General features: G+C 73.3%; 16 protein-coding genes and 1 tRNA gene. 7 read left to right on the top strand and 10 right to left on the bottom strand.

Features of this window, described 5'->3' with window-relative positions; translation table 11 throughout:
* Together AB4Z14_RS20000 and selD are read right to left on the bottom strand one after the other, a co-directional pair.
* Entirely contained in the window at nucleotides 1-396 is a 396-nt protein-coding gene (locus AB4Z14_RS20000) for a rhodanese-like domain-containing protein (RefSeq protein ID WP_442276745.1), read from the bottom strand.
* Nucleotides 393-1,403, bottom strand: coding sequence for a selenide, water dikinase SelD (selD, locus tag AB4Z14_RS19995; RefSeq protein WP_442276764.1), 1,011 nt, complete (start codon nucleotides 1,401-1,403; stop codon nucleotides 393-395). The genes AB4Z14_RS20000 and selD overlap by 4 nt, the downstream gene beginning before the upstream one ends.
* An 89-nt stretch (nucleotides 1,404-1,492) precedes the next feature.
* Between selD and AB4Z14_RS19990 the strand changes: the two genes are divergently transcribed.
* The 5 genes from AB4Z14_RS19990 to AB4Z14_RS19970 all read left to right on the top strand — a co-directional run bounded on the left by AB4Z14_RS19990 (nucleotide 1,493) and on the right by AB4Z14_RS19970 (nucleotide 12,026).
* Nucleotides 1,493-1,588: transfer RNA gene (locus AB4Z14_RS19990), tRNA-Sec, on the top strand.
* Between the two features lie 25 nt (nucleotides 1,589-1,613).
* Nucleotides 1,614-2,918 carry an L-seryl-tRNA(Sec) selenium transferase gene (gene selA, locus AB4Z14_RS19985; protein ID WP_442276744.1) on the top strand — a complete coding sequence of 435 codons (1,305 nt, stop codon included), beginning with the start codon at nucleotides 1,614-1,616 and terminating at the stop codon, nucleotides 2,916-2,918.
* Between the two features lie 2 nt (nucleotides 2,919-2,920).
* On the top strand, nucleotides 2,921-4,747 hold the full coding sequence (gene selB / locus AB4Z14_RS19980; RefSeq protein WP_442276743.1) for a selenocysteine-specific translation elongation factor: 1,827 nt from the start codon (nucleotides 2,921-2,923) through the stop codon (nucleotides 4,745-4,747).
* 142 nt (nucleotides 4,748-4,889) lie between these two features.
* Nucleotides 4,890-9,701 (top strand): ATP-dependent helicase, encoded by a 4,812-nt coding sequence (locus tag AB4Z14_RS19975; RefSeq protein WP_442276742.1) that lies wholly within the window; start codon nucleotides 4,890-4,892, stop codon nucleotides 9,699-9,701.
* A gap of 231 nt (nucleotides 9,702-9,932) precedes the next feature.
* The gene (locus AB4Z14_RS19970; protein ID WP_442276741.1) at nucleotides 9,933-12,026 is read left to right on the top strand and encodes a multicopper oxidase family protein; all 2,094 of its coding nucleotides are present in this window, start codon (nucleotides 9,933-9,935) and stop codon (nucleotides 12,024-12,026) included.
* Nucleotides 12,027-12,033: 7 nt separating this feature from the next.
* On the opposite strand, the gene AB4Z14_RS19965 is transcribed toward AB4Z14_RS19970, so the two are convergent.
* On the bottom strand, nucleotides 12,034-12,921 hold the full coding sequence (locus tag AB4Z14_RS19965) for a hypothetical protein (RefSeq protein WP_442276740.1): 888 nt from the start codon (nucleotides 12,919-12,921) through the stop codon (nucleotides 12,034-12,036).
* 90 nt (nucleotides 12,922-13,011) lie between these two features.
* Between AB4Z14_RS19965 and AB4Z14_RS19960 the strand changes: the two genes are divergently transcribed.
* A complete protein-coding gene (locus tag AB4Z14_RS19960; protein WP_442276739.1) occupies nucleotides 13,012-13,785 on the top strand; it encodes an isocitrate lyase/PEP mutase family protein in 774 nt (257 codons plus the stop codon).
* A 306-nt stretch (nucleotides 13,786-14,091) separates the two neighbouring features.
* Here AB4Z14_RS19960 and AB4Z14_RS19955 read toward each other — a convergent pair whose 3' ends face one another.
* The 7 genes from AB4Z14_RS19955 to AB4Z14_RS19925 are packed head-to-tail and all read right to left on the bottom strand — an operon-like array spanning nucleotide 14,092 to nucleotide 22,637.
* Complete coding sequence (locus tag AB4Z14_RS19955) at nucleotides 14,092-15,378, bottom strand: nucleotide sugar dehydrogenase (protein ID WP_442276738.1); 1,287 nt, start codon at nucleotides 15,376-15,378, stop codon at nucleotides 14,092-14,094.
* The gene (gene wecB, locus AB4Z14_RS19950) at nucleotides 15,371-16,600 is read right to left on the bottom strand and encodes a non-hydrolyzing UDP-N-acetylglucosamine 2-epimerase (RefSeq protein WP_442276737.1); all 1,230 of its coding nucleotides are present in this window, start codon (nucleotides 16,598-16,600) and stop codon (nucleotides 15,371-15,373) included. The genes AB4Z14_RS19955 and wecB overlap by 8 nt, the downstream gene beginning before the upstream one ends.
* A 13-nt stretch (nucleotides 16,601-16,613) precedes the next feature.
* The gene (wecC, locus tag AB4Z14_RS19945) at nucleotides 16,614-17,873 is read right to left on the bottom strand and encodes a UDP-N-acetyl-D-mannosamine dehydrogenase (protein ID WP_442276736.1); all 1,260 of its coding nucleotides are present in this window, start codon (nucleotides 17,871-17,873) and stop codon (nucleotides 16,614-16,616) included.
* Between the two features lie 19 nt (nucleotides 17,874-17,892).
* The gene (locus AB4Z14_RS19940) at nucleotides 17,893-19,104 is read right to left on the bottom strand and encodes a glycosyltransferase (protein ID WP_442276735.1); all 1,212 of its coding nucleotides are present in this window, start codon (nucleotides 19,102-19,104) and stop codon (nucleotides 17,893-17,895) included.
* Complete coding sequence (locus tag AB4Z14_RS19935) at nucleotides 19,101-19,880, bottom strand: ABC transporter ATP-binding protein (RefSeq protein WP_442276734.1); 780 nt, start codon at nucleotides 19,878-19,880, stop codon at nucleotides 19,101-19,103. Before AB4Z14_RS19935 ends, AB4Z14_RS19940 begins: the two co-directional genes overlap by 4 nt.
* A gap of 1 nt (nucleotide 19,881) precedes the next feature.
* Entirely contained in the window at nucleotides 19,882-20,805 is a 924-nt protein-coding gene (locus tag AB4Z14_RS19930) for an ABC transporter permease (protein WP_442276733.1), read from the bottom strand.
* Entirely contained in the window at nucleotides 20,802-22,637 is a 1,836-nt protein-coding gene (locus AB4Z14_RS19925; protein ID WP_442276732.1) for a glycosyltransferase family 4 protein, read from the bottom strand. The genes AB4Z14_RS19930 and AB4Z14_RS19925 overlap by 4 nt, the downstream gene beginning before the upstream one ends.
* A 79-nt stretch (nucleotides 22,638-22,716) precedes the next feature.
* On the opposite strand from AB4Z14_RS19925, the gene AB4Z14_RS19920 reads away from it, so the two are divergent.
* Complete coding sequence (locus tag AB4Z14_RS19920; RefSeq protein WP_442276731.1) at nucleotides 22,717-24,597, top strand: glycosyltransferase family protein; 1,881 nt, start codon at nucleotides 22,717-22,719, stop codon at nucleotides 24,595-24,597.
* Nucleotides 24,598-24,599 lie beyond the last annotated feature (2 nt).

Genomic DNA, 24,599 nt, shown 5'->3' with positions numbered 1-24,599 from the left:
TCACTCACGCACGTCGGCCGGCTCGTGCGACAGGGGCAACCCTGCCGCCAGCCATGCCTCGACCCCGCCGACGACGTCGGTGGACCTGACGAGCCCGACCTCCTGCAAGGACGCGGCTGCGAACGAGCTGCTGTAGCCCTGGCGGCAGATCACGATGATCCGGAGGTCATCGTGTGCCTCGGGGATCCGGGCCGGGCTCGTGGGGTCGAGACGCCACTCGAGCACCGTGCGGTCGATGACGAGCGCGCCCGGCAGCTCGCCCTGTCGAGTGCGCTGCGACGGGGTGCGCGTGTCGACGAGCAGGGCACCCGCCCGGGTCTCGTCCCACGCCTGCTCCGGCGAGAGTCGCTCGAGACCCGAGCGCGCCCGGGCGAGGAGGTCGTCGACCCGACTCATCGGACCTGCATCACGTGCTCGCCGCGCGGCACGAGCTCACCGATGACGGTCCCGCCGGGCACCTCGCCGGCGACGAGCAGGCCTCCGCTCGTCTGCGCGTCGGCAAGCAGCAGCAGCTCGTCGTGGTCGACCGAGGCCGCGAGGTGCGGGCTCACCCAGTCGAGGTTGCGCTGGCTCCCACCGGGCACGAAGCCCGCCGCCAGCGACGCCCGCGCCCCGTCGAGGTAGGGCACCGCGGACGCGTCGACGACGGCGGTCACCCCGGACGCGCGGGCCAGCTTGTAGAGGTGGCCGAGCAGCCCGAAACCCGTGACGTCGGTGGCCGCCCGGATGCCGCGCTCGAGGGCGTGCCTGCTCGCGACGTCGTTGAGAGCGACCATCGACGCGACGGCCTCGGGGAAGACCTCACCCGTCGCCTTGTGCCGGTTGTTGAGGACGCCCACACCGAGCGGTTTGGTCAGGCTGAGCGGCAGACCCGCGACGGCGGCGTCGTTGCGCAGCAAGCGATCCGGGTCAGCGACACCCGTCACGGCCATGCCGTACTTCGGCTCGGGGTCGTCGATGCTGTGGCCGCCGGCCACGGGACAGCCGGCGAGGCGCGCGACGTCGAGTCCCCCGCGCAGGACCTCCGCGGCCAGCTCGGGCGGCAGGACGTCCCGTGGCCAGCCGAGGAGGTTCACGGCGAGCACGGGTCGGCCGCCCATCGCGTAGATGTCGGACAGGGCGTTCGCCGCGGCGATGCGACCCCAGTCGTAGGCGTCGTCGACGACCGGGGTGAAGAAGTCGGCCGTCGCGAGCACCGCCAGGCCGTCGGCCACCAGCACGGCGGCCGCGTCGTCGCCGTCGTCGAGGCCGACGAGCAGGTCGGCCCCGGCGATCCCGGTGAGGCCGCGCACCATGTCCTCGAGCTCGCCGGGCGGGATCTTGCACGCACAGCCGCCGCCGTGCGCGTACTGGGTCAGTCGCACCGTGTCCACGCCTGCAGTCTTACCCCACTCCCGGCACATGCCGTCCGGCCGCCCCGGAGCCCAGTGACCGATCGACGCCACTCGGCCCACTGGTCCCCGGCGGGCGGGCGATGGGTACGGTGGGCCGTGGAGGTGTCTGGGCACCTGGTGGTCCCCCCGGTCTTCAACACCGGTGAGACCGAGCATCTCGGTCTGGCGGGTTCGATTCCCGTCCACCTCCGCCAAGTGTGCGTGAGAGAGGACGTCGGTGTGGCGCAGTCAGATCCGCGGCGGACGGTACCGCGCACCGACGTCCTGATGGCCCACCCCGACCTCGTCGCCGCCGTGGCGCGACACGGCGCGGCGACGGTCAAGACGGCGGTCCGCTCGGCGCAGTCGCGGGCCCGCAGCGGCGAGATCGCCCCGGGCGACGTGGTCGCCGCGGCGCGAGAGGCCCTCCCGACCAGGAGCACGACCCTCCGGCCGCTCCTCAACGCCACCGGTGTCGTCGTGCACACCAACATCGGACGGGCGCCGCTGTCCGACGCCGCCGTGGACGCGGTCGTGGCGGCCGCGGCCTACGTCGACGTCGAGTACGACATCGCCACCGGGGCGCGGGCCCGCCGCGGGCGCGGGACCCTCGAGGCGCTCCGGTCGGCCGTGCCGGCTGCGGGCGACGCGCTCGTCGTCAACAACGGCGCGGCAGCGCTCGTCCTGGCCACGACCGCCCTGGCTGCGGGCCGGGACGTGCTGGTCAGCCGCGGCGAGATGGTCGAGATCGGGGACGGCTTCCGGCTGCCCGACCTCATCGCCTCGACCGGCGCGCGCCTGCGCGAGGTCGGTACGACGAACCGCACCCGGCTCTCGGACTACGCCGCCGCCCTCGGTCCGGGCACCGGGTGCATCCTCAAGGTGCACCCGAGCAACTTCCGCGTCGACGGCTTCACGAGCGCCGCGTCCGTCCGCGAGCTCGCGACGCTGGGCGCCCCCGTCGTGGTCGACATCGGCAGCGGGCTGCTGCGGCCCGACCCGATGCTCCCCGACGAGCCCGACGCGAGCACGGCGCTCGCTGACGGCGCGACCGTCGTCACGGCGAGCGGCGACAAGCTGCTCGGCGGCCCGCAGGCGGGTCTCGTCCTCGGCGAGGCCGCCACGGTCGAGCGGCTGCGACGCCATCCGTTGGCTCGTGCACTGCGGGTCGACAAGCTGACCCTGGCCGCCCTCGAGGCGACCCTGCGAGGGCCGGCGCCGCCGGTCGCCGACTACCTCCACGTGGACCTCGACCGCTTGCGCTCGCGCACCGAGCGACTCGCCGCGGCAGTGGGGGGCGAGGTCGTCCCGGTCGAGGGGCGCGTCGGTGGCGGCGGGGCCCCCGGCCTGCCCCTGCCCGGCTGGGCCGTCGCACTGCCGGAGGACTGCGCCGAGCGACTGAGGCGCGGCGAGACCGCAGTCGTGGCCCGCGTCGAGCGCGGCCGCTGCCTCGTCGACCTGCGTTGCGTGCCGCCGGAGCGGGACGCCGACGTCGAGCGAGCCGTCCTCGCAGCCCGCGACGTCGACCACCCGAGCGGCGCCTGACCGTGCACGTCATCGCGACGGCCGGACACGTCGACCACGGCAAGTCCACGCTCGTGCGCGCGCTCACCGGGATCGAGCCCGACCGGTGGGCCGAGGAGCGTCGGCGCGGCATGACGATCGACCTCGGGTACGCGTGGACGACCCTCGCCTCGGGCGCCGACGTCGCCTTCGTCGACGTGCCGGGCCACCAGCGCTTCATCGGCAACATGCTCGCCGGCCTGGGGCCGGCGCCCGCCGTCGTCCTCGTCGTGGCTGCCGACGAGGGGTGGCGTCCCCAGTCGGCCGAGCACCTCGCGGCCGTCGATGCGCTCGGCATCTCACGCGGGCTGGTCGTCGTGACCCGCAGCGACCTCGCCGACCCGGGCCCGGCCGTCGCGGAGGCGCTCGCGCAGGTCGGACGCACCAGCCTCGCCGGTAGCGCGGCGCTCGCGGTGTCGGCCCGCACCGGCCAGGGGCTCGACGCCCTCCGCGGCGCCCTGGACGACCTCGTCGCGTCTCTGCCGGCCCCCGACCGGGACGCCCGCATGCGCCTGTGGGTCGACCGGTCGTTCTCGGTCCGCGGCAGCGGCACCGTCGTGACGGGCACCCTGGGCGCCGGGACGATCCGGGTCGGCGACGAGCTCGTCGTCCACCGCACCGACGGCACATCACAGTCCGTCGGCGTCCGCGGGCTGCAGAGCCTCGGCCGCGCCCGTGACGCGGTGTCGGCCGTGGCACGGGTGGCGGTCAACCTACGCGGCGTCGGCGTCGGCGACGTGGCGCGCGGGGACGTGCTGCTGACGCCCCGCTCATGGCACGTCACGACGACCCTCGACGCCCGTGTCGTCCGTGCCGTCGATCCCGTTGCCGTGAGTGCCGATGCGGGTGTGCCCGAGCCGGACCCGCTCCCGTCGCACGTCATGCTCCACGTCGGCACGCTCGCCGTGGAGGCGAGGGTGCGCCCCCTCGGTGCGGGCGCAGTGCGTCTCGCCCTCCCGGCCGCGCTGCCCGTGGTCGCGGGCGATCGCATCCTGCTGCGCGATCCCGGCTCACGCCGGGTCGTGGGTGCTGTCGTCGTGGACGCAGACCCGCCCGTGCTCGACCGACGTGGCTCGGCCGCCCGGCGGGCCGAGGTGGTCCGCAGCCTCGACGGTGCGCCCGACCTCGCCCGTGAGGTCGCGCGCCGCGGATGGATGCGCGGGTCCGAGGCCGAGGCGCTCGGGATCGTCGTGCCGCCCGGTGACCGACCCGGCGCGACCGTCGCCAGACGGGGCGTCTGGCTCGTCGACGACGAGGCGTGGCAGGCGGCGTCGGTCCGCCTGCGCACGGCCGTCCAGGCGCGGGCCGACACTGCGCCGATCGACCCCGTGCTCGCCCTCGAGGCGGCCCGAGCCGTAGCGGGCGTGCCGGACCGTGCGCTCGTGAGCGACCTCGCCGCCACCGCCGGGATCGAGGTCCGTGACGGTCGGGTCGGGCTGCCCGGACGATCGGCCGTCCTGTCCAGCGGGGCCGAGGCCGGGCTGAGCAGGATCGAGGCGCGCTTGCGGCAGAAGCCGTTCGCAGCGCCGGAGCAGCACGAGCTCGACGCCGCCGGGCTCGGGGCACGCGAGCTTGCCGCCGCCGAGGGCATCGGACGCATCCTGCGGCTGCCCGGTGACGTCGTCCTGCTCCCGAATGCGCCGGCCCTCGCCATGCGCGAGCTCGCGGCGCTGCCCCAGCCCTTCACGACGAGCGAGGCCCGTCAGGCCCTGGACAGCACGCGTCGCATCGTCATCCCGCTGCTCGAGCACCTCGACCGTCGAGGCTGGACGCGTCGCCTCGACGGCTCGCGCCGCGAGGTGAGGCGCTGAGGCCACACGGCGTATGTGCTCGTGTGCCGTGTGGTGCGAAGGGACCGACGGGCCTGTCCCAGTCCTCCACGCAGGTGCCGCGCCGGACCGCCCGCGTAGCCGCGGCCTTGTGGTGTCGGCAGGGGATGGCAGGCTGACCCCGATGGCGAAGGGCAAGCGGGCCGACGTGCTCGACCGATTCTCTCCGGCGACCGCAGAGTGGTTCAGGAGCAGCTTCAGCGCGCCCACGACCGCCCAGGCGGGCGCGTGGGACGCGATCAGCTCGGGCCACCACACCGTCGTCGTCGCCCCGACGGGCTCCGGCAAGACCCTGTCGGCCTTCCTCTGGGCCATCGACCGGATGGCGAGCCAGCCGGTCCCCGAGGAGCGGCTCGAGCGGTGCCGTGTCCTCTACGTCTCGCCGATGAAGGCGCTCGCGGTCGACGTCGAGCGCAACCTCCGCGCGCCCCTCGTCGGCATCGGCCACGCCGCGACGCGGCTCGAGCTCGCGCCGCCCGACATCACCGTCAGCGTCCGCTCGGGCGACACCCCGGCCAACGAGCGCCGGGCCTTCGCCCGCACGCCCAGCGACATCCTCATCACGACGCCCGAGTCGCTCTTCCTCATGCTCACCTCGTCGGTGCGCGAGGCGCTCAAGGGCATCGAGACGGTCATCATCGACGAGGTCCACGCCGTTGCGGGCACCAAGCGGGGGGCCCACCTCGCCCTCAGCCTCGAGCGCCTCGACGCGCTCCTGCCCACCCCCGCCCAGCGGGTGGGCCTGTCGGCGACGGTGCGTCCCGTCGAGGAGGTCGCGCGCTACCTCGCGGGCGGTCGCCCGGTCGAGATCGTCCAGCCGGAGTCGACGAAGCAGTGGGACCTCGAGGTCGTCGTGCCGGTCCCCGACATGGGCGAGCTGGGCGGCGCGCCGGCCGAGATCTCGCCCGGCGTGCCCGACCTCTCGGGTCCGGCCGCGGGCCAGGCGCCACAGGCGAGCATCTGGCCGCACGTCGAGGAGCGCATCGTCGACCTCATCGCCGAGCACCGCTCCACGATCGTCTTCTCCAACTCGCGCCGCCTCGCCGAGCGGCTCACCTCGCGCCTCAACGAGATCTGGGAGGAGCGGCTCGCCGAGCAGGAGGACCTCCCGGTCCCCAGCTTCGCTGCCCTCTCGACGCGGCCGCCCGCTCAGGTCATGGCCCAGGCGGGGGTCTCTCGCGGGGCGCCGGCGGTGCTCGCCCGTGCTCACCACGGGTCGGTGAGCAAGGAGCACCGGGCCACCATCGAGGAGGACCTCAAGGCCGGGCGCCTCCCGGCCGTCGTCGCGACGAGCAGCCTCGAGCTCGGCATCGACATGGGGGCCGTCGACCTCGTCATCCAGGTCGAGAGCCCGCCGTCGGTGGCGAGCGGGCTCCAGCGCGTGGGTCGGGCGGGCCACCAGGTGGGTGCCGTCAGCCAGGGCGTCATGTTCCCGAAGTTCCGCGGCGACCTCGTGCAGACCGCCGTCGTCGTCGAGCGCATGCGCGCCGGCGCCATCGAGTCCCTGCGCGTCCCCGCCAACCCCGTCGACGTGCTGGCCCAGCAGGTCGTCGCGATGTGCGCCATGGACGACTGGACCGTCGCCGACGTCGAGGCGCTCGTGCACCGCACCGCGAGCTTCGCCTCCCTCCCGCGCTCGGTCCTCGAGGCCACGCTCGACATGCTCGCCGGCCGCTACCCGTCCGACGAGTTCGCCGAGCTGCGCCCGCGCATCGTCTGGGACCGCGTCACCGACACGCTCTCCGGCCGCCGGGGCGCCCAGCGCCTCGCCGTCACGAGCGGCGGCACCATCCCAGACCGGGGGTTGTATGCCGTGTTCCTCGCGTCCGGTGAGGGGCCCGGTCGCCGGGTCGGCGAGCTCGACGAGGAGATGGTCTACGAGTCGCGGGTCGGCGACGTCTTCACCCTCGGCACGTCGACGTGGCGCATCGAGGACATCACCCACGACCGCGTCCTCGTCACGCCCGCGCCGGGACAGGCGGGCAAGCTGCCCTTCTGGAAGGGCGACCAGCAGGGCCGGCCGGCCGAGCTGGGGCGCGCCCTCGGCGGGTTCGTCCGCGAGATCGTGGGCCTGACGCCCGAGCGGGCCCGCGCGCGGGTCACCGCCGCCGGGCTCGACGAGTGGGCCGCCGACAACCTCATCGGCTACCTCACGGAGCAGAAGGAGGCGACGCGGCACGTCCCCGACGACCGCACCATCGTCGTCGAGCGCTTCCGTGACGAGATCGGCGACTGGCGTGTCGCGGTGCTCTCGCCCTTCGGCGGCCAGGTCCACGCACCGTGGGCGCTCTGCGTCGCCGCACGCATGCGCGAGCGCTTCGGCATCGACGTCCAGGCCATGCACGGCGACGACGGCATCGTCTTCCGCCTGCCCGACCTGGAGTTCGAGGACGGCGCTGCCGTCGGTCAGCAGCTCGTCGAGCTCGTCACCCTCGAGCCCGAGGAGGTGAGCGAGCTCGTGACGCAGGAGATCGGCGGATCGGCCCTGTTCGCAGCGCGGTTCAGGGAGTGCGCGGCGCGGGCGCTCCTGCTGCCCCGCCGCCGACCCGACAAGCGCCAGCCGCTCTGGCAGCAGCGGCAGCGTGCCGCCCAGCTGCTCGAGGTGGCGAGCCAGTACCCCAGCTTCCCCATCGTCCTCGAGGCCGTGCGCGAGTGCGTCCAAGACGTCTTCGACGTGCCGGGTCTCGTCGAGCTCATGGGCGACATCCGCTCGCGCGCGGTCAAGGTCGTCGACGTCGAGTCGAGCCAGCCCAGCCCGTTCGCCAAGTCGCTCGTCTTCGGCTACGTCGCGCAGTACCTCTACGAGGGCGACTCGCCGCTGGCCGAGCGCCGGGCCGCCGCCCTCGCGCTCGACCCGTCGCTGCTCTCCGAGCTGCTCGGTCAGGGTGAGGCGCTCGCGCTGCGTGACCTGCTCGACCCCGAGGCCGTCGCACGCACCGAGGCCGAGCTCCAGCGGCTGACGCCCGAGCGGGGTGCCCGTGACGGCGAGGACGTCGCTGACCTGCTCCGGGTGCTCGGCCCGTTGTCGGTGCGCGACATCGTCGCCCGTGCGGCCGAGGGCTTCGAGCCGTCGACCGTCGAGGCGGCCCTCGCCGAGCTCGAGGCGGCCCGTCGCGTCATCGCCGTGCGCGTCGGCGGCGACGAGCGCTGGGCCGCCATCGAGGACGCCGCGCGGCTGCGCGACGCCCTCGGCACCGCGTTGCCGGTCGGCGTTCCGCAGGCCTTCCTCGACCCGGTGCCCGACCCGCTCGCCGACCTCGTCGCGCGCTTCGCCCGCACCCACGGGCCCTTCGCGGTCCAGACCGTCGCCGCGTGGTGGGGCGTGGGTCCCGCGGTCGTCCACGACGCGCTGCGCCGTCTCGTCTCGGCCGGTCGGGTCGTCGAGGGCGAGCTGCTCCCCACCGAGAACGGCGGCGGCCACGGCCCCGAGTTCTGCGACGCCGAGGTGCTCCGGCTGCTCCGGCGCCGCTCGCTCGCCGCGCTGCGCCACGAGGTCGAGCCGGTCGCCCAGCCCGATCTCGCCCGCTTCCTCCCGCAGTGGCAGGGCGTCGGTGGCGGCCTGCGCGGCCGAGAGGGCCTGCTCCGTGCCGTCGAGCAGCTGACCGGTGCGGTCGTCCCGGCGAGCGCCGTCGAGTCGCTCGTGCTTCCTGCGCGCGTCGCCGACTACCGCCCGGCGCTGCTCGACGAGGTGATGAGCTCGGGCGAGGTCGTCTGGCGCGGCCACGGCTCGCTGCCCGGTGACGACGGTTGGGTCAGCCTCCACCTCGCCGACGCCGCGCACCTGACGCTGACCCCGCCCGAGGTCGTCGACCTCACCGACGAGGAGCAGGCCGTCCTCGAGGCGCTCGAGGGCGGTGGCGCGTACTTCTTCCGGGCCCTTTCGACGCGGGTCGGACTCGGCGACACCGAGCTCAACGACGCGCTGTGGTCGCTGCTGTGGTCGGGGCGCGTCACCAACGACACCATCGCGCCGCTGCGTGCCCTCCTCGCCGGTGGCCGCACCGCCCACAAGCGCACGACCTCCGGACCCCGGTCGAGCAGGTATGCCGCCCGGCGCGGCTCACTCGGCCGCTTCGGCTCCCTGCGCGGTCCCCTCACCGGCACGAGCCCGTCCCAGGTCGAGGCCGCCGAGGAGGCTGCGACGGGCAAGGCGCTGGCCGCAGGTCGCGCGGTCGGGTCCGGGCCGTCGACCGGCGTCGGTCGCTGGACGTCGCTGCCGCCCGCCGAGTCCGACCCGACGGTCCGGGCCGTCACCAACGCCGAGCTGCTCCTCGACCGCTACGGCGTGCTGACCCGCGGGTCGGTCGTCACGGAGGACGTCCCGGGCGGCTTCGCGGCGGTCTACCGCGTGCTCGCCGCGGCCGAGGAGGCGGGCAAGGTCCGGCGCGGCTACTTCGTGGAGGGCCTGGGCGCTTCGCAGTTCGCCTCGACGGGGGCCGTCGACCGGCTCAGGTCGATGTCACGTCTGCCCGGTGCGGGGGCCCAGGACTCTGCGGCCGGGCGTGAGCGCACCGGGCCGCCGGCCCTCGTCCTCGCCGCGAGCGACCCCGCCAACCCCTACGGTGCCGCCATCGGCTGGCCCGAGCGCGGGCTCACCGACGCCGCTGATGAGCCAGCGGAGTCCCCGCAGGCGTCTCGCCGCAAGGGCCACCAGCCCGGCCGCAAGGCCGGGGCGCTCGTCGTCCTCGTCGACGGCGAGCTCGTCCTCTACGTCGAGCGCGGCGGCAAGACGATGCTCTGCTGGTCCGACGACCCAGAGCACCTCCAGGCGGCGGCCGACGCGCTGGCCCTCGCGGTGCGCGAGGGAGCGCTCGGACGCCTCACCGTCGAGAAGGCCGACGGGGCCTCGGTGCTCGGCTCCGACCACCCGCTCGTGCAGGCGCTGTCGCAGGCCGGCTTCCACATGACACCGCGGGGACTGCGCCTCCGCCGTTGACGCGCCGCAGCGTCGGTTGCTGACCGCGAAATGTCGGGATCCTGCTGGTAAGACAGGGAATCCGCCATGAGCGTGTCTCATGGATCTCACAGCAACTTCCCTGATTCGCCGGTTTCGGGACTGACGCGGTGCGACGGTGGACGGAAGGGGGCACGGCGCCCCAGGCGGTCACCGAGCGCAGGCGGGGTCCACTCCGTCCGCGGGTTGTCGCCGAGCTGGACGGTGAGAACGATGCAGGACGCACGTGACAGACGGCAGCTGAGCCGGCGCAGCTTCATCAGGGCCGCGGGCGTCGCGGGTGCGGGATTCGTCCTCTACGCCTACGCACCCGATGGCACGAGACGGGCTGTTGCCGCCGTGTCAGGCGGCAGGCTGGATCCCGCGACCGTGCCGAAGTTCGTGACACCGCTGCTCATACCGCCGGTGATGCCGCGCGCAGGCACCATCAAGCGCAGGGGTGGTAAACCGGCCGACTACTACGAGATCTCCGTGACGCAGTTCTCCCAGCAAGTCCTTCCCGCCGGCCTGCCCGCGACGACGGTGTGGGGCTACGGCGCCGTGACCTCTGCCAGCAAGAAGGGGCTGTTGCTGCATCACGCCCCGTCGCTGACCATCGAGGCGCGCTGGGACCGTCCGGTGCGGGTCAAGTGGGTCAACGGTCTCGTGGACACCGCTGGGAACTACCTGCCCCACCTGCTGCCGGTCGACCCGACGTTGCACTGGGCCAACCCGCCCGGTGGCGTTGTCGGACGCGACACCCGCCCGGACTTCCAGCAGACGCCGGGGCGCTACACCGGCCCCGTGCCCATGGTGACCCACCTCCACGGAGCGGTCGGGGTCGGTGACGAGAGCGACGGCTACCCGGAAGCGTGGTTCCTGCCGGATGCTGACAACCTACCGACCGGGCACGCGACCGAGGGCACCTGGTACGCCTTCTTCAGGGACAAGGCAGCCCGAAAGTTCGGCACTGGGTGGGGCCCGGGCTACGCCGTCTTCGAGTACCCGAACGACCAACGCGCGTCCACCCTCTGGTACCACGACCACACCCTGGGCATGACGCGCCTCAACGTGTACGCGGGACCTGCCGGGTTCTTCCTCATCAGGGGTGGACCGCACGGCGACCACGCTGTCGTCGACGCCCGCTCCGGCACGACTGCCGTGCTGCCCGGTCCGGCTCCGGCGGAGGGGGACCGGTTCCCGTCGAACAGGACGTACCACGAGATCCCCCGCGCGATCCAGGACCGGGCGTTCGAGGAGGACGGCTCCTTGTTCTATCCCGACAGCCGCGAGTTCTTCGACGGCGCCACGGCGGCGGACCCGGGCTTCGTTCCGGACACGGACCTCTCGCCCATCTGGAACCCCGAGTTCTTCGGCAACACGATCATGGTCAACGGCAACACCTGGCCCTTCCAGGTCGTCGAGCAGCGCCGCTACCGGTTCCGCTTCCTCAACGGTTGCCAGGCCCGCTTTCTCATCCTCGACTTCGCCCACATCCCCGGCGTGGAGGTCTGGGCCATCGGCAACGAGGGCGGCTTCCTCGCTGCGCCGGTGAACCTCACTGCGCACCACGACAACCGGCTCCTGATGGGCCTCGCCGAGCGCGCCGACATCGTCGTCGACTTCACGCAGGTGCCTCTCGGGAAGCACGTCCTGGCCAACGTCGGCCCCGACGAGCCCTTCGGCGGTGGCAAGCCGGACGACGACTTCGACGCGGCAGACCCCGACACGACCGGGCAGGTCCTGCAGTTCCGGGTCGTGCCCGCCACTGGGCCCGACCCGACGACACCGCCCCGGTTCCTGCGCCTGCCGGCCCTCGCGCCGCTGCCGGCCGAGACACGCACCCGACGACTCGGCCTGCTCGAGATGATGTCGAGCGCCTGGGACGGACCCGCCGAGGCGATGCTGGGCACCGTGGACCGCGGGGGACACCCGGAGCACCTCATGTGGGCGGACCCGGTCACCGAGAGTCCTCGCGTCGGAGACACCGAGATCTGGGAGTTCCACAACTTCACGGCTGACGCCCACCCCATGCACGTCCACGAGACGACGTTCGAGGTGATCGACCGGCAGGCCTTGGTGACCAACGAGGCCGGTGAGACCGAACCACCGTCCCGGCCGGCAGGCGATCCCCGCCCACCCGAGGCGTGGGAGAGCGGCGTCAAGGACACCGTCATCGCCTACCCGGGCGAGGTGACGCGCATCCGGGCCAGGTTCAGCAACCCGGGCCAGTTCGTCTGGCACTGCCACATCGTCGAGCACGAGGACAACGAGATGATGCGGCCCTACCGGATCGGACCCAGGCAGCACCGCCAACCGCGCGGCTGACCTCGGGTCAGGAGAAGGTGTCGCCGTCGGCCATCGTCACGGCGCTCGGCGCCGTGGGCCGCCAGGTCAGGGACTCCTGCGTGCCGAGACGTGCGCGCAGAGCCGGCTGGGTGGCATACCACCCGATGAGCTCGGAGAGCTCGTCCGCCCGCAGCCACAGGTAGGCGACCGGGACGGCGACGCGACCGGCGAACGGCTGGTCGGTGACGTCGAGGGGCACGTCGACCGGGAAGGCCCGGTCACCTGTCGCGTCGGTCGCCCCGGCCAGGCCGTGTGCGAGGTCGTCGGGGGCGCCACGCACCGTCTCCCAGGGCACGCTCGCCGACCGCACGCCCCAGCGCAGCTCGACCGCGGTCGGCGTCAGGTAGACCCCGCCCGCCGAGGCGCGACCCAGGGCGAAGGGCGCCAGCCGGGCACAGGAGGCGAGCGTGGCGAGGCCGAAGACCACGGCTGCCCAGGGCACGGGCGCGGTGAGCACGACCATGAAGGCGCACCACGCCGTCACGAGGATCGCGTTGGTGAGCGGCGTCGCAAACGACCCGCGTGAGCGGAGGACGGCGGTCGAAGCGGCACCGGACGGCGCTGCCGCGAGGACGAGCCGTTCCGGGCGACGCACGCTCCACGACCAACGCGCGGCCGCCTCGACGACCCACACGACCGCGCCGCACGTGGCCATCGCGACGGTGCCGACGCCGAGTGCGCGCAGCCAGAGCGGCTCGTCCCGGGTCACGATGAGCAGTGCCACGAGCACGCCCGCGAAAGCGGCGACGAGGGCGAGCTCGGCGAGCACGAGCACCACGTAGGTGCCGGAACGCTCGCGGTCGAGCATCCGCCGGATGAGCACGGGACCGTAGCGGGCACCCCAGGCTCCGGCGGACGCGTACGACCCGATCACGTCGCGATGCTAGCCGCGAACGGGCCGTCGGTGCCCCGTCGCGTCCGGGTACGTCCAACTCGTCGAGCACCACGACCGAGAGGACCCGAGATGGACACCGCTGCCAAGGCCCAGGAGCTCCAGCGCCTACACCGCGACCCCGAGCTGCTGCTCGTCGTCAACGTCTGGGACGTCATCACGGCCCGCGTCGTCGCCGACACCCCCGGCACGAAGGCGCTCGCCACGGCGAGCCACTCGATCGCAGCGTCGTACGGCTACCCCGACGGCGAGCAGATCCCGCGCGATCTCATGATCGAGGCCGTCGGCCGCATCGCCGCCGCCGTCGACCTGCCGGTCACGGCCGACCTCGAGGCCGGCTACGGCGACGCGGGCGAGACGGTGGCCCGCGCCATCGACGTCGGCATCGTCGGCGCCAACCTCGAGGACCAGATGAAGGCGCTGCCGGACGCCGTCCGGGCCGTCGAGGCTGCCGTCGCCGCCGGTGAGCGGGCCGGCATCCCCTTCGTCCTCAACGCCCGCACCGACGCCTACGTCAAGGCCGGCGACCGCGACCCGGCCGACGTGCTCACCGACGCCGTGGAGCGGGGCCGCGCCTATCTCGACGCCGGCGCCTCGACGTTCTTCGTCCCCGGCAAGCTCGACGAACCGACCGTGAGCCGGCTCGTCGAGGAGCTGGGGCCGCAGAAGCTCACCGTCATCGCCGTCCCGGGCTCCCTCGACCTCGCGACCCTGCAGCGCCTCGGCGTCGCCCGCGTGTCCTACGGGCCGTGGAGCCAGAACGTCGCCCTGACCGCTCTGGCCCGGCTCGCCGAGGACGTCTACGCCGGTGGCGTGCTGCCCGAGGGCACCCGCAAGCTCAACTGAGCCCGCTCGGCACCTCTCCCAGTAGCCGGGGGAGGACTGCTTGAGCGTGGCCGTGTAGAAGGTGTTGTCGAGTCCGAGGTTCTGGTTCGAGCCGAGGGCGTACGCGTAACCAGCCGACTGGTAGGCCCGCCCGGCCACGACGTGGTCGTAGTTGCTCGAGGTGATGCAGGTCGGCGGCAGCGTCGAGGTGGGCGAGGCGGTCGTCGTCGGGGGCGTGGAGGTCGCCGTCGTGTCGATACGTCGCCCGAGCCAAGGACGCCGGACCGTCGTGGGGCCCGGGACCATTGCGCCGCAACGGAGGAGGCGTCAGAGACGCTCAACGTGCTCGCTGGGTGTGACGACGCCGCGGGTGTCGAGGAAGCGGCGCGACGCCCGCGCGAGCGCGTCCACGTCGTAGTCCCGGTGGCGCTGCAGCAGCACGACGAGGTCGGCGTCGGCGACGGCGGCCTCGAGGTGCGGCACCGAGACGGCGGCACCCCCGAGCTCGGGCTCCAGCTCGTCCCAGTGTTCGATGAGGGGGTCGTGGAACGACAGGCGTGCCCCCTGCTCGAGGAGGCGTCGGGCGACGGGGACGGCGGGCGACTCGCGCTGGTCGGCGATGTCGGCCTTGTACGTCACGCCGAGCAGCAGCACCTGCGCCCCGCGCAGCGCCTTGCCGTCCTCGTTGAGTGCGTCCTGCACCCGGCGCGCCACGTAGGCCGGCATCGAGGCGTTGATCTCCTGGGCGAGCTCGACGAAGCGGAAGGGGTAGCCGAGCCGCGTGCGCACGTTGTGCGAGAGGTAGTTCGGGTCGATCGGGATGCAGTGGCCGCCGACGCCCGGGCCCGGGTAGAACGCCTGGAAGCCGAAGGGTTTCGTCCGCGCTGCCGCGATGACCTCCCACAGGTCGATGTCGAGGTCGTGGCAGAAGCGCGCCATCTCGTTGACGAGCGCGATGTTGATGTGGCGGTAGGTGTTCTCGAGCAGCTTGGCCGTCTCGGCCTCGCGGGTGCCCCGTGTCGGCACGACGGTGTCGACGAAGCGTGAGTAGAAGGCGCAGGCCGCCTCAGTGCACGCGGGCGTGTGCCCGCCGACGACCTTCGGGGTGTTGCCGATGCCGTATGCCGTGTTGCCCGGGTCGACGCGCTCCGGCGAGAAGGCGAGGGCGAAGTCCACCCCGGCGCGCAGCCCCGACGTCTCGAGGATCGGGCGCACCACCTCGTCGGTCGTGCCCGGGTAGGTCGTCGACTCGAGGACGACGAGCGTGTCGCGGGTCAGGTGTCGGGAGAGGTCGGTCGTGGCCGCCCGGACGGCGGCGAGGTCGGGGCCGCCCTCGTCGCCCAACGGCGTCGGCACGCAGACGACGACCGCGCTGGTCTCGGCGAGGCAGGTCGGGTCGGTCGTCGGCTCGAAGCCGGCGCCCAGCATCTTCGTCACGTCCTCGTCGGTCAGGTCGTCGACGTGCGAGCGGCCGTTCGCGAGGGAGGCCACGACGACGGCGCTGGCGTCGAGACCGACGACGGACAGGCCCGCGCCGACCGCTGCCTGCGCGAGCGGGAGGCCGACGTAGCCGAGCCCCACGACGACGACGTCGTGGCGTCGGCGGTCAGACACGGACCAGTCGGGAGTCGCTGTCGGTCACAGCCTCCCGCGCGGACTCGATCGGGTCGAAGTCCGGGGCCCGGTGGCCGAGGCCGAGCAGCTCGGCGATGGCGGCGACCGACCGCTCGGCGGCCCGACCGTCGCCGTAGGGGTTCACGGCGTTCGCCATCGCGGCGTAGGCGCCGGCGTCGTCGAGCAGCTCCTCGACGGCGGCGCGGATCGTCGCGCCGTCGGTGCCGACGAGGCGGACCGTCCCGGCCTCGACGGCCTCGGGCCGCTCGGTCGTGTCGCGCATGACGAGCACCGGCTTGCCGAGGCTCGGGGCCTCCTCCTGCACGCCGCCCGAGTCGGTGAGGACGACGGTCGTGCCGGCGAGGGCGTGCGCGAACTGGTGGTAGTCGAGCGGCTCGGTGAGCAGCACGTTGTCGAGCGACCCGAGAAGCGGCTCGATGACGTCGCGGACGATCGGGTTGCGGTGCATCGGCAGGAGGACCTGCAGGTCGGGCCGGTCGAGCGCGAGGTCGCGGATCGCCGTCATCGTCTCGACCATCCGGGGACCCCACGACTCACGGCGGTGGGAGGTGACGAGGAGCAGGTCGCGCCCACCCGCCGCGTCCTCGACGGCCTCGGCCACCCGAGGGTCCACGAACTCGACGGGCTGGGCGGTCGTCCACTGGAGCGCGTCGATGACGGTGTTGCCGGTGACGGGCACGCGGCTCGCGTCGATCGACTCGCGCACGAGGTTCGCCCTGGACGTCGCCGTCGGGGCGAGGTGCAGGTCGGCGAGCGGCGCGGTGAGGCGCCGGTTGGCCTCCTCGGGGAAGGGCGAGCGCACGTCACCCGTGCGTAGGCCCGCCTCGAGGTGCACGACGGGGATGTGCTCGTAGAAGGCGGCCAGCCCCGTCGCGAGCACCGCCGTCGTGTCGCCCTGGACGACGACGACGTCGGGGCGGGTCTCCCGCAGCAGGGCCGAGGTGGCGAGGACCGTGCGGGCCGTGATCTCGGCGAGCGTCGCCCCCGGGGCCATGAGGTCGAGGTCGTGGGCCGGACGGATCCCGAAGAGCGCGTTGACCTGGTCGAGCATCTCGCGGTGCTGGCCGGTCACGGCCACGACCGGCTCGATGCGTTCGTCGGCCTCGAGGGCCGCCACGAGCGGGGCCATCTTGATCGCCTCGGGTCGGGTCCCGTAGACGGTCATGACGCGGTGTCGGGCCGTGGGCAGTGCAGTGCTCATGTCCTGATCTCCTTCAGCGCCAGAGGCCGCGGGTGTCGACGAGCTCGCGACCGCGGAGGTCGCCGAGGCTGATGGACCGGAAGGCGGCGTGGTCGACGAGGAGGACGACGACGTCCGCCTCGTCGATGGCCTGTCCGGTCGCGGCGAGCTCGACGTTCGGCAGGGCGGCCAGGGCCGGGGGCAATGCGCCGACGTGCGGCTCGACGGCGAGGACCCGGGTGCCGGGGAGCTCGGCGGCGAGGGTCTCGGTGATGAGCAGGGCCGGCGACTCGCGCAGGTCGTCGATGTCGGCCTTGAACGCGAGACCGAGGCAGGCCACCGTCGCGCCCTGCCCGTCCCCGCGGCCGGCGGCCACGAGCGCGTCGGACACCTTCCGGATGACGGTGCCCGGGCGGGCGTCGTTGGTCTCCCGGGCGGCTCGGATGATCCGCGCCTGCTCGGGGGCCGCCGACACGATGAACCACGGGTCGACGGCGATGCAGTGCCCGCCGACGCCGGGGCCGGGCTGGAGGATGTTGACCCGGGGGTGGTGGTTGGCCATCGAGATGACCTCCCAGACGTCGAGGCCGATGTGCTCGCAGATCTCGGCGAGCTCGTTGGCGAAGGCGATGTTGACGTCGCGGAACGCGTTCTCGGTCAGCTTGGACATCTCCGCGGACTTCGCGTCGGTGAGGATGATCTCGCCGGTGACGAAGAGCCGGTAGACCTCCGCGGCGCGCAGCGCGCACTCGGGCGAGAGACCGCCGACGATGCGGTCGTTGGAGAAGATCTCGACCATGATCCGGCCGGGAAGGACCCGCTCCGGGCAGTGTGCGAGGTGCACGTCCGAGATGCCGCCCAGGTGCGGCAGCTTGAGGTCGGGGCGCAGGTCCGAGATCCACTCGGAGATCAGCTCGGTCGTCCCGGGAGGCGACGTCGACTCGAGGATGACGACCTCCCCGCCACGGAGCATCGGCGCGATCGCCTCGGTCGCCGAGCGCACGTGCCGCAGGTCGGGCTCGTGGTCGCCCATGAACGGGGTCGGCACCGCGATGAGGTAGACGGACGCGTGCGGCATCGTCGTCGTCGCCGTGAGCAGGCCGTCCGCGACGGCCGAGGCGATCGCGACGTCGAGGTTCGGCTCGACGATGGGCACGCGTCCGGCGTTGATCTCCGAGACGGTGCGTTCGTTGACGTCGACGCCCGTGACCCGCAGTCCGTGGCGGGTGAGGGCGGCGCAGGTGGGCAGGCCGATGTAGCCGAGGCCGATGACGGCGATTCCGTCCTCGAACATGGTGGATCTCCCTGTGCTGTCAGTGCTGCTGGTGGGTGGCGGGGTGGGCGTAGGTGCTGGGTCGCTCGGCGATGTCACGGGGCTCGCCCGCGCCGCGGTGGCGCTGGGCGAGGTCGGTGACGTGGCGCACGAAGTCGCGGCCGATGACGTTCCAGTCGTGGTGCTCCCGGGCGTACGCGTGTCCGGCCCGTCCCAGGGCCGCGCGCCGCTCGGGGTCGCGCGCCAGCTCGATGAGGGCGGCGGCCGTGGCCTCGGCGTCGTCGAAGGGCACGACGACGCCGCAGCCGGATCGCTCGACGAGGTCGGCCGCGAGCGGCAGCGGCGTCGTGATGACCGGCAGGCCGTGGGCCATGTACTCGATGACCTTGGTCGGCATCGAGTGGCGGTAGTTCGGGCGGTCCTCGAGCAGCGACAGTCCGGCGAGCGCGCCGTCGAGCATCGGGAGGGCCCGCGCGCTCGGCACGAAGCCGTGGTGCACGACGTGGCCGCACTTGACGCCCCAGTCGAGGGTGTCGGCCGTGCGGGTGTCGCGGGCGCCGCCGATGATCTCGACCTTGACCTCGCCCCGGGTCGCGACCGTGAGCAGCCGCCCGGTCTGGAGCAGGGTCGCCGCGCCGCGGGCCATCGTCAGCGAGCCGAGGTAGACGGCGCGCGAGGCGCCGGGCGCCGTCGCCGTGGCCGGGACGCGCACCGTGTTGGGCACGACGACGTGCTCCCGCTCGAAGCGGTCGGCGTAGGCGTACTCGGCGAGGATCAACTCGTGCCGACGCTCCGCGTGCCGCTCGATGGCGCGGGCCGCGCTGGCGAGAGGGGAGCGGGCACGTGCCGGCACCCAGGACTTCGCCTCGATGGCGGCGGCGGTGTCCTCGTGGACGTCCCAGACGAGGTTGTCCAGACGCAGACCCGCTGCGGCAGCGACGATCTCGGGGTCGTGGACGAGCACGACGTCGTGGTCGCGAGCCTCGTGGGCCAGCAGCCGCCGGGCGGCCCGGAAGGCCTCGCCGCGCGAGCGCCCGGTGGCGTGCGGGAGGTCGACCGGGCGCAGGCCGGCCACGTCGGGGAGGTCGAGTCCGTGCGCGACGAAGGGGGCGGCATACGTGACCTGCACCCCGGCGTCGAGGAGGGCGCCGATCTCGCGGTGCCGGATGCGGGCGTCCTCGGGGTGGTGCACGACCGTGACGACGAGCGCGCGCAGGACCCCGTCGCGTCGCGGTGCGGGGTGAGGGCTCACGCCGGGGCCTTCCGGTGGGACTGCTCGTAGGCCCGGACGACCTCGTCCGTGGGGCCGTCCATGACGAGCCGTCCCTGCTCCATCCACAGCACGCGGTCGCAGGACTCGCGGATCGCGGCGTTGCTGTGGCTGACGAGGAAGACGGTGCTCGCGTCGCGGCGGATCTCGGCGATGCGGTCGCGGCTGCGCGCCTGGAACTCCGCGTCCCCGGTCGCGAGGGCCTCGTCGATCATGAGGATGTCGGGGGCGGCCGCCGTCGAGATGGCGAAGCGCAGCCGCGCCCCCATGCCCGACGAGTAGGCGCTCATCGGCAGGTTGACGAAGTCCCCGATGCCGCTGAAGTCGACGATGTCGTCGTAGCGCTCGCGGACCTGGCGCGGTGTCAGGCCGAGTGCGAGACCGCCGATCATGACGTTCTTCGCGCCGGTCAGGCCCGTGAGCAGCACGGCGTTGACGCCGAGGAGCGACGGTCGCCCGGAGGCCCAGACGCGTCCGTTCGTCGGGGGCATGAGCCCGGCGATGGCGCGCAGCAGCGTGCTCTTGCCCGACCCGTTGCGACCGATGATGCCGACGGCCTCGCCGTGGTTGACGACGAACGAGACGTCCTTGACGGCGTGCACCTTGCGGACCGAGCTGACCGGGTTTCGCTTCGTCAGCAGCCGCTCGACGAAAGGCAGCTCGCCGCCCGTGTCGGTGCCCTTCTGCTTGGCGCCGAAGACCGTGTAGACGATGTCGAGCCCCGAGCAGACGACGCTCGGTTTCGTCGTGTCAGCCACGTCAGTTGCTCCCATAGCGACCCTCCCCGCGCCAGAAGAAGACGATCCCCGTCACGCTGAGCGCGACGCCCCAGGCCGCGGCAGCGACCCAGCTGCCCCACGTCAGCGGGTACTGGTCCATCAGGGCCTCGCGCGCGGTCGTCATGCTGACGGCGAGCGGCTGGTAGAGCAGCAGGGCGCTGACGAGCCCGTAGCCGGCGTAGTGCGGGATCGAGAAGAAGACGCCCGAGACGTAGCGGGCGAGCCGCACGCCGACGGGCACGAGGTTGGCCGAGTCGCGGGCCGTGTTGACGACGCGGGCGAGGTAGAACGCGAGGCCGAGGTTGATGAGGCTCTGGAAGACGAGCGCGACGGGGAACAGCAGCCAATGCGGCGAGAACGGCTCTCCCGTCAGCGGGATCATGACCATGAGCACGGCGAACGCCGGGACGTTGACGAGGAACTGCGTCAGCGTCACCGAGATGGGCAGCACGGCCCGGGGGAAGCGCAATGCGCGCACGAGCCCGATCTGCCCGACGACGGCCCGCGAGCCGGCGATGATGGCGCTCGCGGAATAGCCGAAGACGAAGATGCCGATGGTGAGGAACGCGATGTAGTTCGACGTCCCGCCGCGCGTCTTGAGCAGCAGGCCGAAGATCAGGTAGTACGACCCGACGAGGAGCAGCGGGTTGAGCACCGCCCAGAGCTGGCCGAGGTAGTTGTTCTGGTTCGTCGCCCAGGCCTGCGCCGACGACAGGTGCCAGACGAGGTGGCGGTAGCTCCAGACCTCGCGGGCGTAGCCGACGAGACCGGGTCGGACGCCGAGCTCCTCCAGGCCGGCACTGCGCGCCAGCGCGGCCGCCTCCTCGGCGGTGAGCCGGACCGGCTCGGTCCGTGCCTCCGGCGCCTCGACGCTCTCCACCACGCTGCCGCTCCCGATCGTCATGCCGCCACCGCCTGCACCTGCTCGTAGACCTGTCCGTATGCCGCCGCGGTCACCGACCACGTCCGCTCCTTCGCGACGTGGTCGCGTCCGCTCGCCCCGAGCCGGTGCCGCCGGTCGGGGTCGGCGACGAGCTCGCCCAGCGCCTGCGCGAGCAGCTGCGGGTCCGCGCCCTCGACGACGAGTCCGCGGTCGGGGCCGACGAGCTCGCGCAGCGGCGGGAGGTCGGTGACGACGACGGGACGTCCGAGCGCCATCGCCTCGACGGGCTTGAGGGGCGGCACGAGGGTCGTGACCGGGGTGGCCCGGCGGGGGACGCAGAAGACGTCGATGGCCGCGTGGTGCTCGTGGGTGCGGCTGTGCGGCACCCGTCCGGTGAGGACGAAGCGCGTCCGCGTGCCCGACCGGCGCAGCTCGGCAGCGCGACGGGTGAGGCGTTCGTGGGCCGGACCGTCCCCGACGACGAGCACGACGAGCCGGGCGTCGTCGAGCAGGCCACCCGCGTCGAGGAGCACGTCGATGCCCTCGTACGCGTTGAGCGTCGACACCGTGCCGATGACGACGTCGGTGGGGCGGATGTCGAGGGCCTCACGCACGGGTCCGCCGTCGACGACGTCGGCGAGCAGGGCATCGGGGACGCAGTTGCCGACGACGTGGACCCTCGTCGGGTCCACGCCGCGCGCGACGACGTCCTCGCGCATGCTCTGCGACAGCGTGACGACGGCGTCGGCGAGCGAGAGGCAGCGCGTCTCCGTCCAGCGGGTCCACCGGTAGAAGTCGCTGTCGGCGTCGCCGCCGCGGGTACGCCACGTGTCCTCGAGGAACCCCCGGGCCTCGTAGACGACGGGCACCCCGAGGCGTCGGCCGGCGAGCAGGGCGGCTTGCGCGTTGACGTGCTTCGAGTGCGCGTGGACGACGTCGGCACCGACGGCGCGGGCGAGCGCGGCGACCGTGACGGCATACGCCTCCAGGTGCCGATCCGGGAGGTCGAGACGGCGCCCGGCCGCGAGGTCACGGTGGTAGGGCACGCCTGCGAGCGTCGTGAACGGCGCCGCGCCGAGGTGTCCCTGGGCGACGGGGAAGCCCGGCGGGGTGCACACGTGCGCGTCGATCCCGGCGGCGCGCTGGGCGGCGACGAGGCCCTGCGTGCGCACCGTGTAGCCGGCCTGCACCTCGGGCAGCGAGTTCGTGACGACGTGGACGACGGAGGTGCGGGTCGCCGTGGCCGGAGCGCGGTGCGGGCCGTCGGTCGTCGTGGGTAGTCCGTCGAGGGCCGCGCCCGTCAGGACGGAGCGCTCGCCGGCCAGCCAGCGTCGGTGCGCTCGGGCGGCAGGGTTGCGCAGGCCGTCGAGGGCGCGCTGCGCACCGGTGACGTCGCCGGCGGCGTGGGCGAGGTAGGCGGCGGAGGAGCCCGTCGTGGCCTGCGTGAAACCGCCTGTGGCGCCGTCGATCCCGGCCAGCTGGCCCGTCGCCGCCGCGGCCGCGAGGAGGTGCTGTGCCCGCCGGGGACCCGCGCCACGCAGCTCGTCCGCGAGACGGCGGCGAGCGAGCTCGCGTTGTCCGGAGGCCGCGGCGGCGATGACCGACAGCGGTCCGCGGCTGCGCCGGCTCAGCTCCCGCTGCGCGCCGGCGGGGAGCACCCGGGCGCCGACCCACACCGCCTGCCACGGGTTGCGGGCGAGGTGGGAGCGGGCCACGCACGCGGCGACGGGGAGGTTGGCGACGAGCAGTGCCGTCGTGGTCGGGACGTCACCAACTGTTCGACTCCCCGTTGCATCGCGTGGACCGGGGGCGCCGAGCGCGGATGCCACACTGGCGCCGAGTCTGGAGGTCACGCACCGAACGTTGCAGTCCCACCCCCAACGGCGGACCGGCCCAGGCGGAACGTCAGTCGAACAGAGAGAGAAGTTTGTGGTGAACACGCGGCAGCGAGTGCTGTCCGACCTCGACCGGGCCCGCAGTGCAGCAGTGCGGGCGGCGCGGGATCCTCAAGCGCGACAAGCTTTTCCGCGCAAGGTGCGCAAGGAGGTCGAGCGCCGCCTGCCCCGCGTGAGGTCGGCCCGGCTGCGTGTCGACGTGCCGCGCCCGGAGATGCCCAGCGGTCCCGTGGCGCGTCCGGAGGTCGTCGCGGCGGTGGTCCTCGACGACTTCTCGCAGCTCGCGCTCGGCTACGAGTGGACCCAGGTCTGCGTCACGCCGCAGGACTGGCGCGACCAGCTCGCGGCCCGGCCGGTCGACGTCCTCTTCGTCGAGTCGGCGTGGGCGGGCAACGGGGGCACGTGGCGCCTCGCCATGACGAGCGAGGCCGGACCGTCACCGGAGCTGCGCGCGCTCGTCGAGCACTGCCGCTCGACGGGCGTCCCGACGGTCTTCTGGAACAAGGAGGACCCGCCCAACTACGACCTCTTCGTCGAGACGGCCCGCCTCTTCGACCACGTCTTCACCGTCGACGCGGGCCGCATCCCGGACTACGAGCGCGACCTCGGCCACACCCGGATCGGCCTGCTGCCCTTCGGTGCCCAACCACGCATCCACACGCCGGTGCGGCACGGCGCCGGCCGCACCCGCGAGGTCGCCTTCGCCGGGAGCTACTTCACCGACAAGCACGACGAGCGCCGGGCACAGATGGCCTACGTCCTCGAGCCCGCCCTGCCGCTCGGGCTCGAGGTCTTCTCCCGGCTCGCCGGTCGCGACCCGCGCTACCAGTTCCCGAGGACGTATGCCGGAGCGCTCGTCGGGAGCCTGCCGTACCGTCGCATGCTCGGTGCCTACACGGCCTACAAGGTCTTCCTCAACGTCAACTCCGTCACCGAGTCGCCGACGATGTGCGCCCGGCGGCTCTTCGAGCTGTCCGCCGCGCAGACGCCGGTGCTGTCCGGTCCGGCCGCCTCGGTCGAGCCCTTCTTCGGCGACACGGTCCGCGTCACCCGCAGCGCCGAGGAGACGACGCGCGAGCTGCGGGCCCTCCTCCAGCACGAGGACTACCGCGACCGGCTCGGGCTGCGCGCCCACCGCCGGGTGCTCGACGCCCACACCTACGGTCACCGCATCGACACCGTGCTGGCCGCCGTCGGTCTCGAGACGCCGACCCGCGACCTCGGCGTCTCGGCGGTCGTCCCGACGATGCGTCCCGGCCAGGTGGACCACGTGCTGGGCTTCGTCGCGGCCCAGGCCCATGCTGAGACCGAGCTCGTCCTCGTCACGCACGGGTTCGAGATGGGTGGCGAGGAGCTGCGTCGTCGCGCCGAGGCCGCCGGCCTCGACCCGACCCGCGTCGTCGTCGTCGCGCGTCCCTCCACCGACACCCTCGGCGCGTGCATGAACGCCGGCGTCGACGCCGCGTCCGGGCGCTACGTCGCCAAGATGGACGACGACAACGTCTACGCCGCGCACTACCTCCGCGACCTCGTCCGCGCCTTCGACTACACCGACGCGGCCGTCGTCGGGAAGTGGGCGCACTACGCGCACCTCACCGCGACGGGCGCGACCCTGCTGCGCTTCCCCGACGCCGAGCACCGCTACGTCGACCTCGTCCAGGGCGGCACCCTGCTCCTCGAGCGCGACCTCGCCGCGCGGCTGCGGTTCGAGGACCTCCCGCGGCGGGTCGACACGACGTTCCTCGACAAGGTGCGCGCCGAGGGCGGCCGCGTCTACTCGACGGACCGCTTCAACTTCGTGTCGGTGCGCGCGTCGACGCCGGACGGTCACACGTGGCCGATCTCGGACGTCGAGCTGCTCTCCCGCCGTGGGGTGCTCGCCTTCCACGGCGACCCCACCGTCCACGTCACCGTCTGAGG

The organism is Terrabacter sp. 2TAF16, assembly GCF_052115065.1.
GTDB lineage: Bacteria > Actinomycetota > Actinomycetes > Actinomycetales > Dermatophilaceae > Terrabacter.
This window is presented reverse-complemented; position numbering and strand designations above follow the sequence as displayed.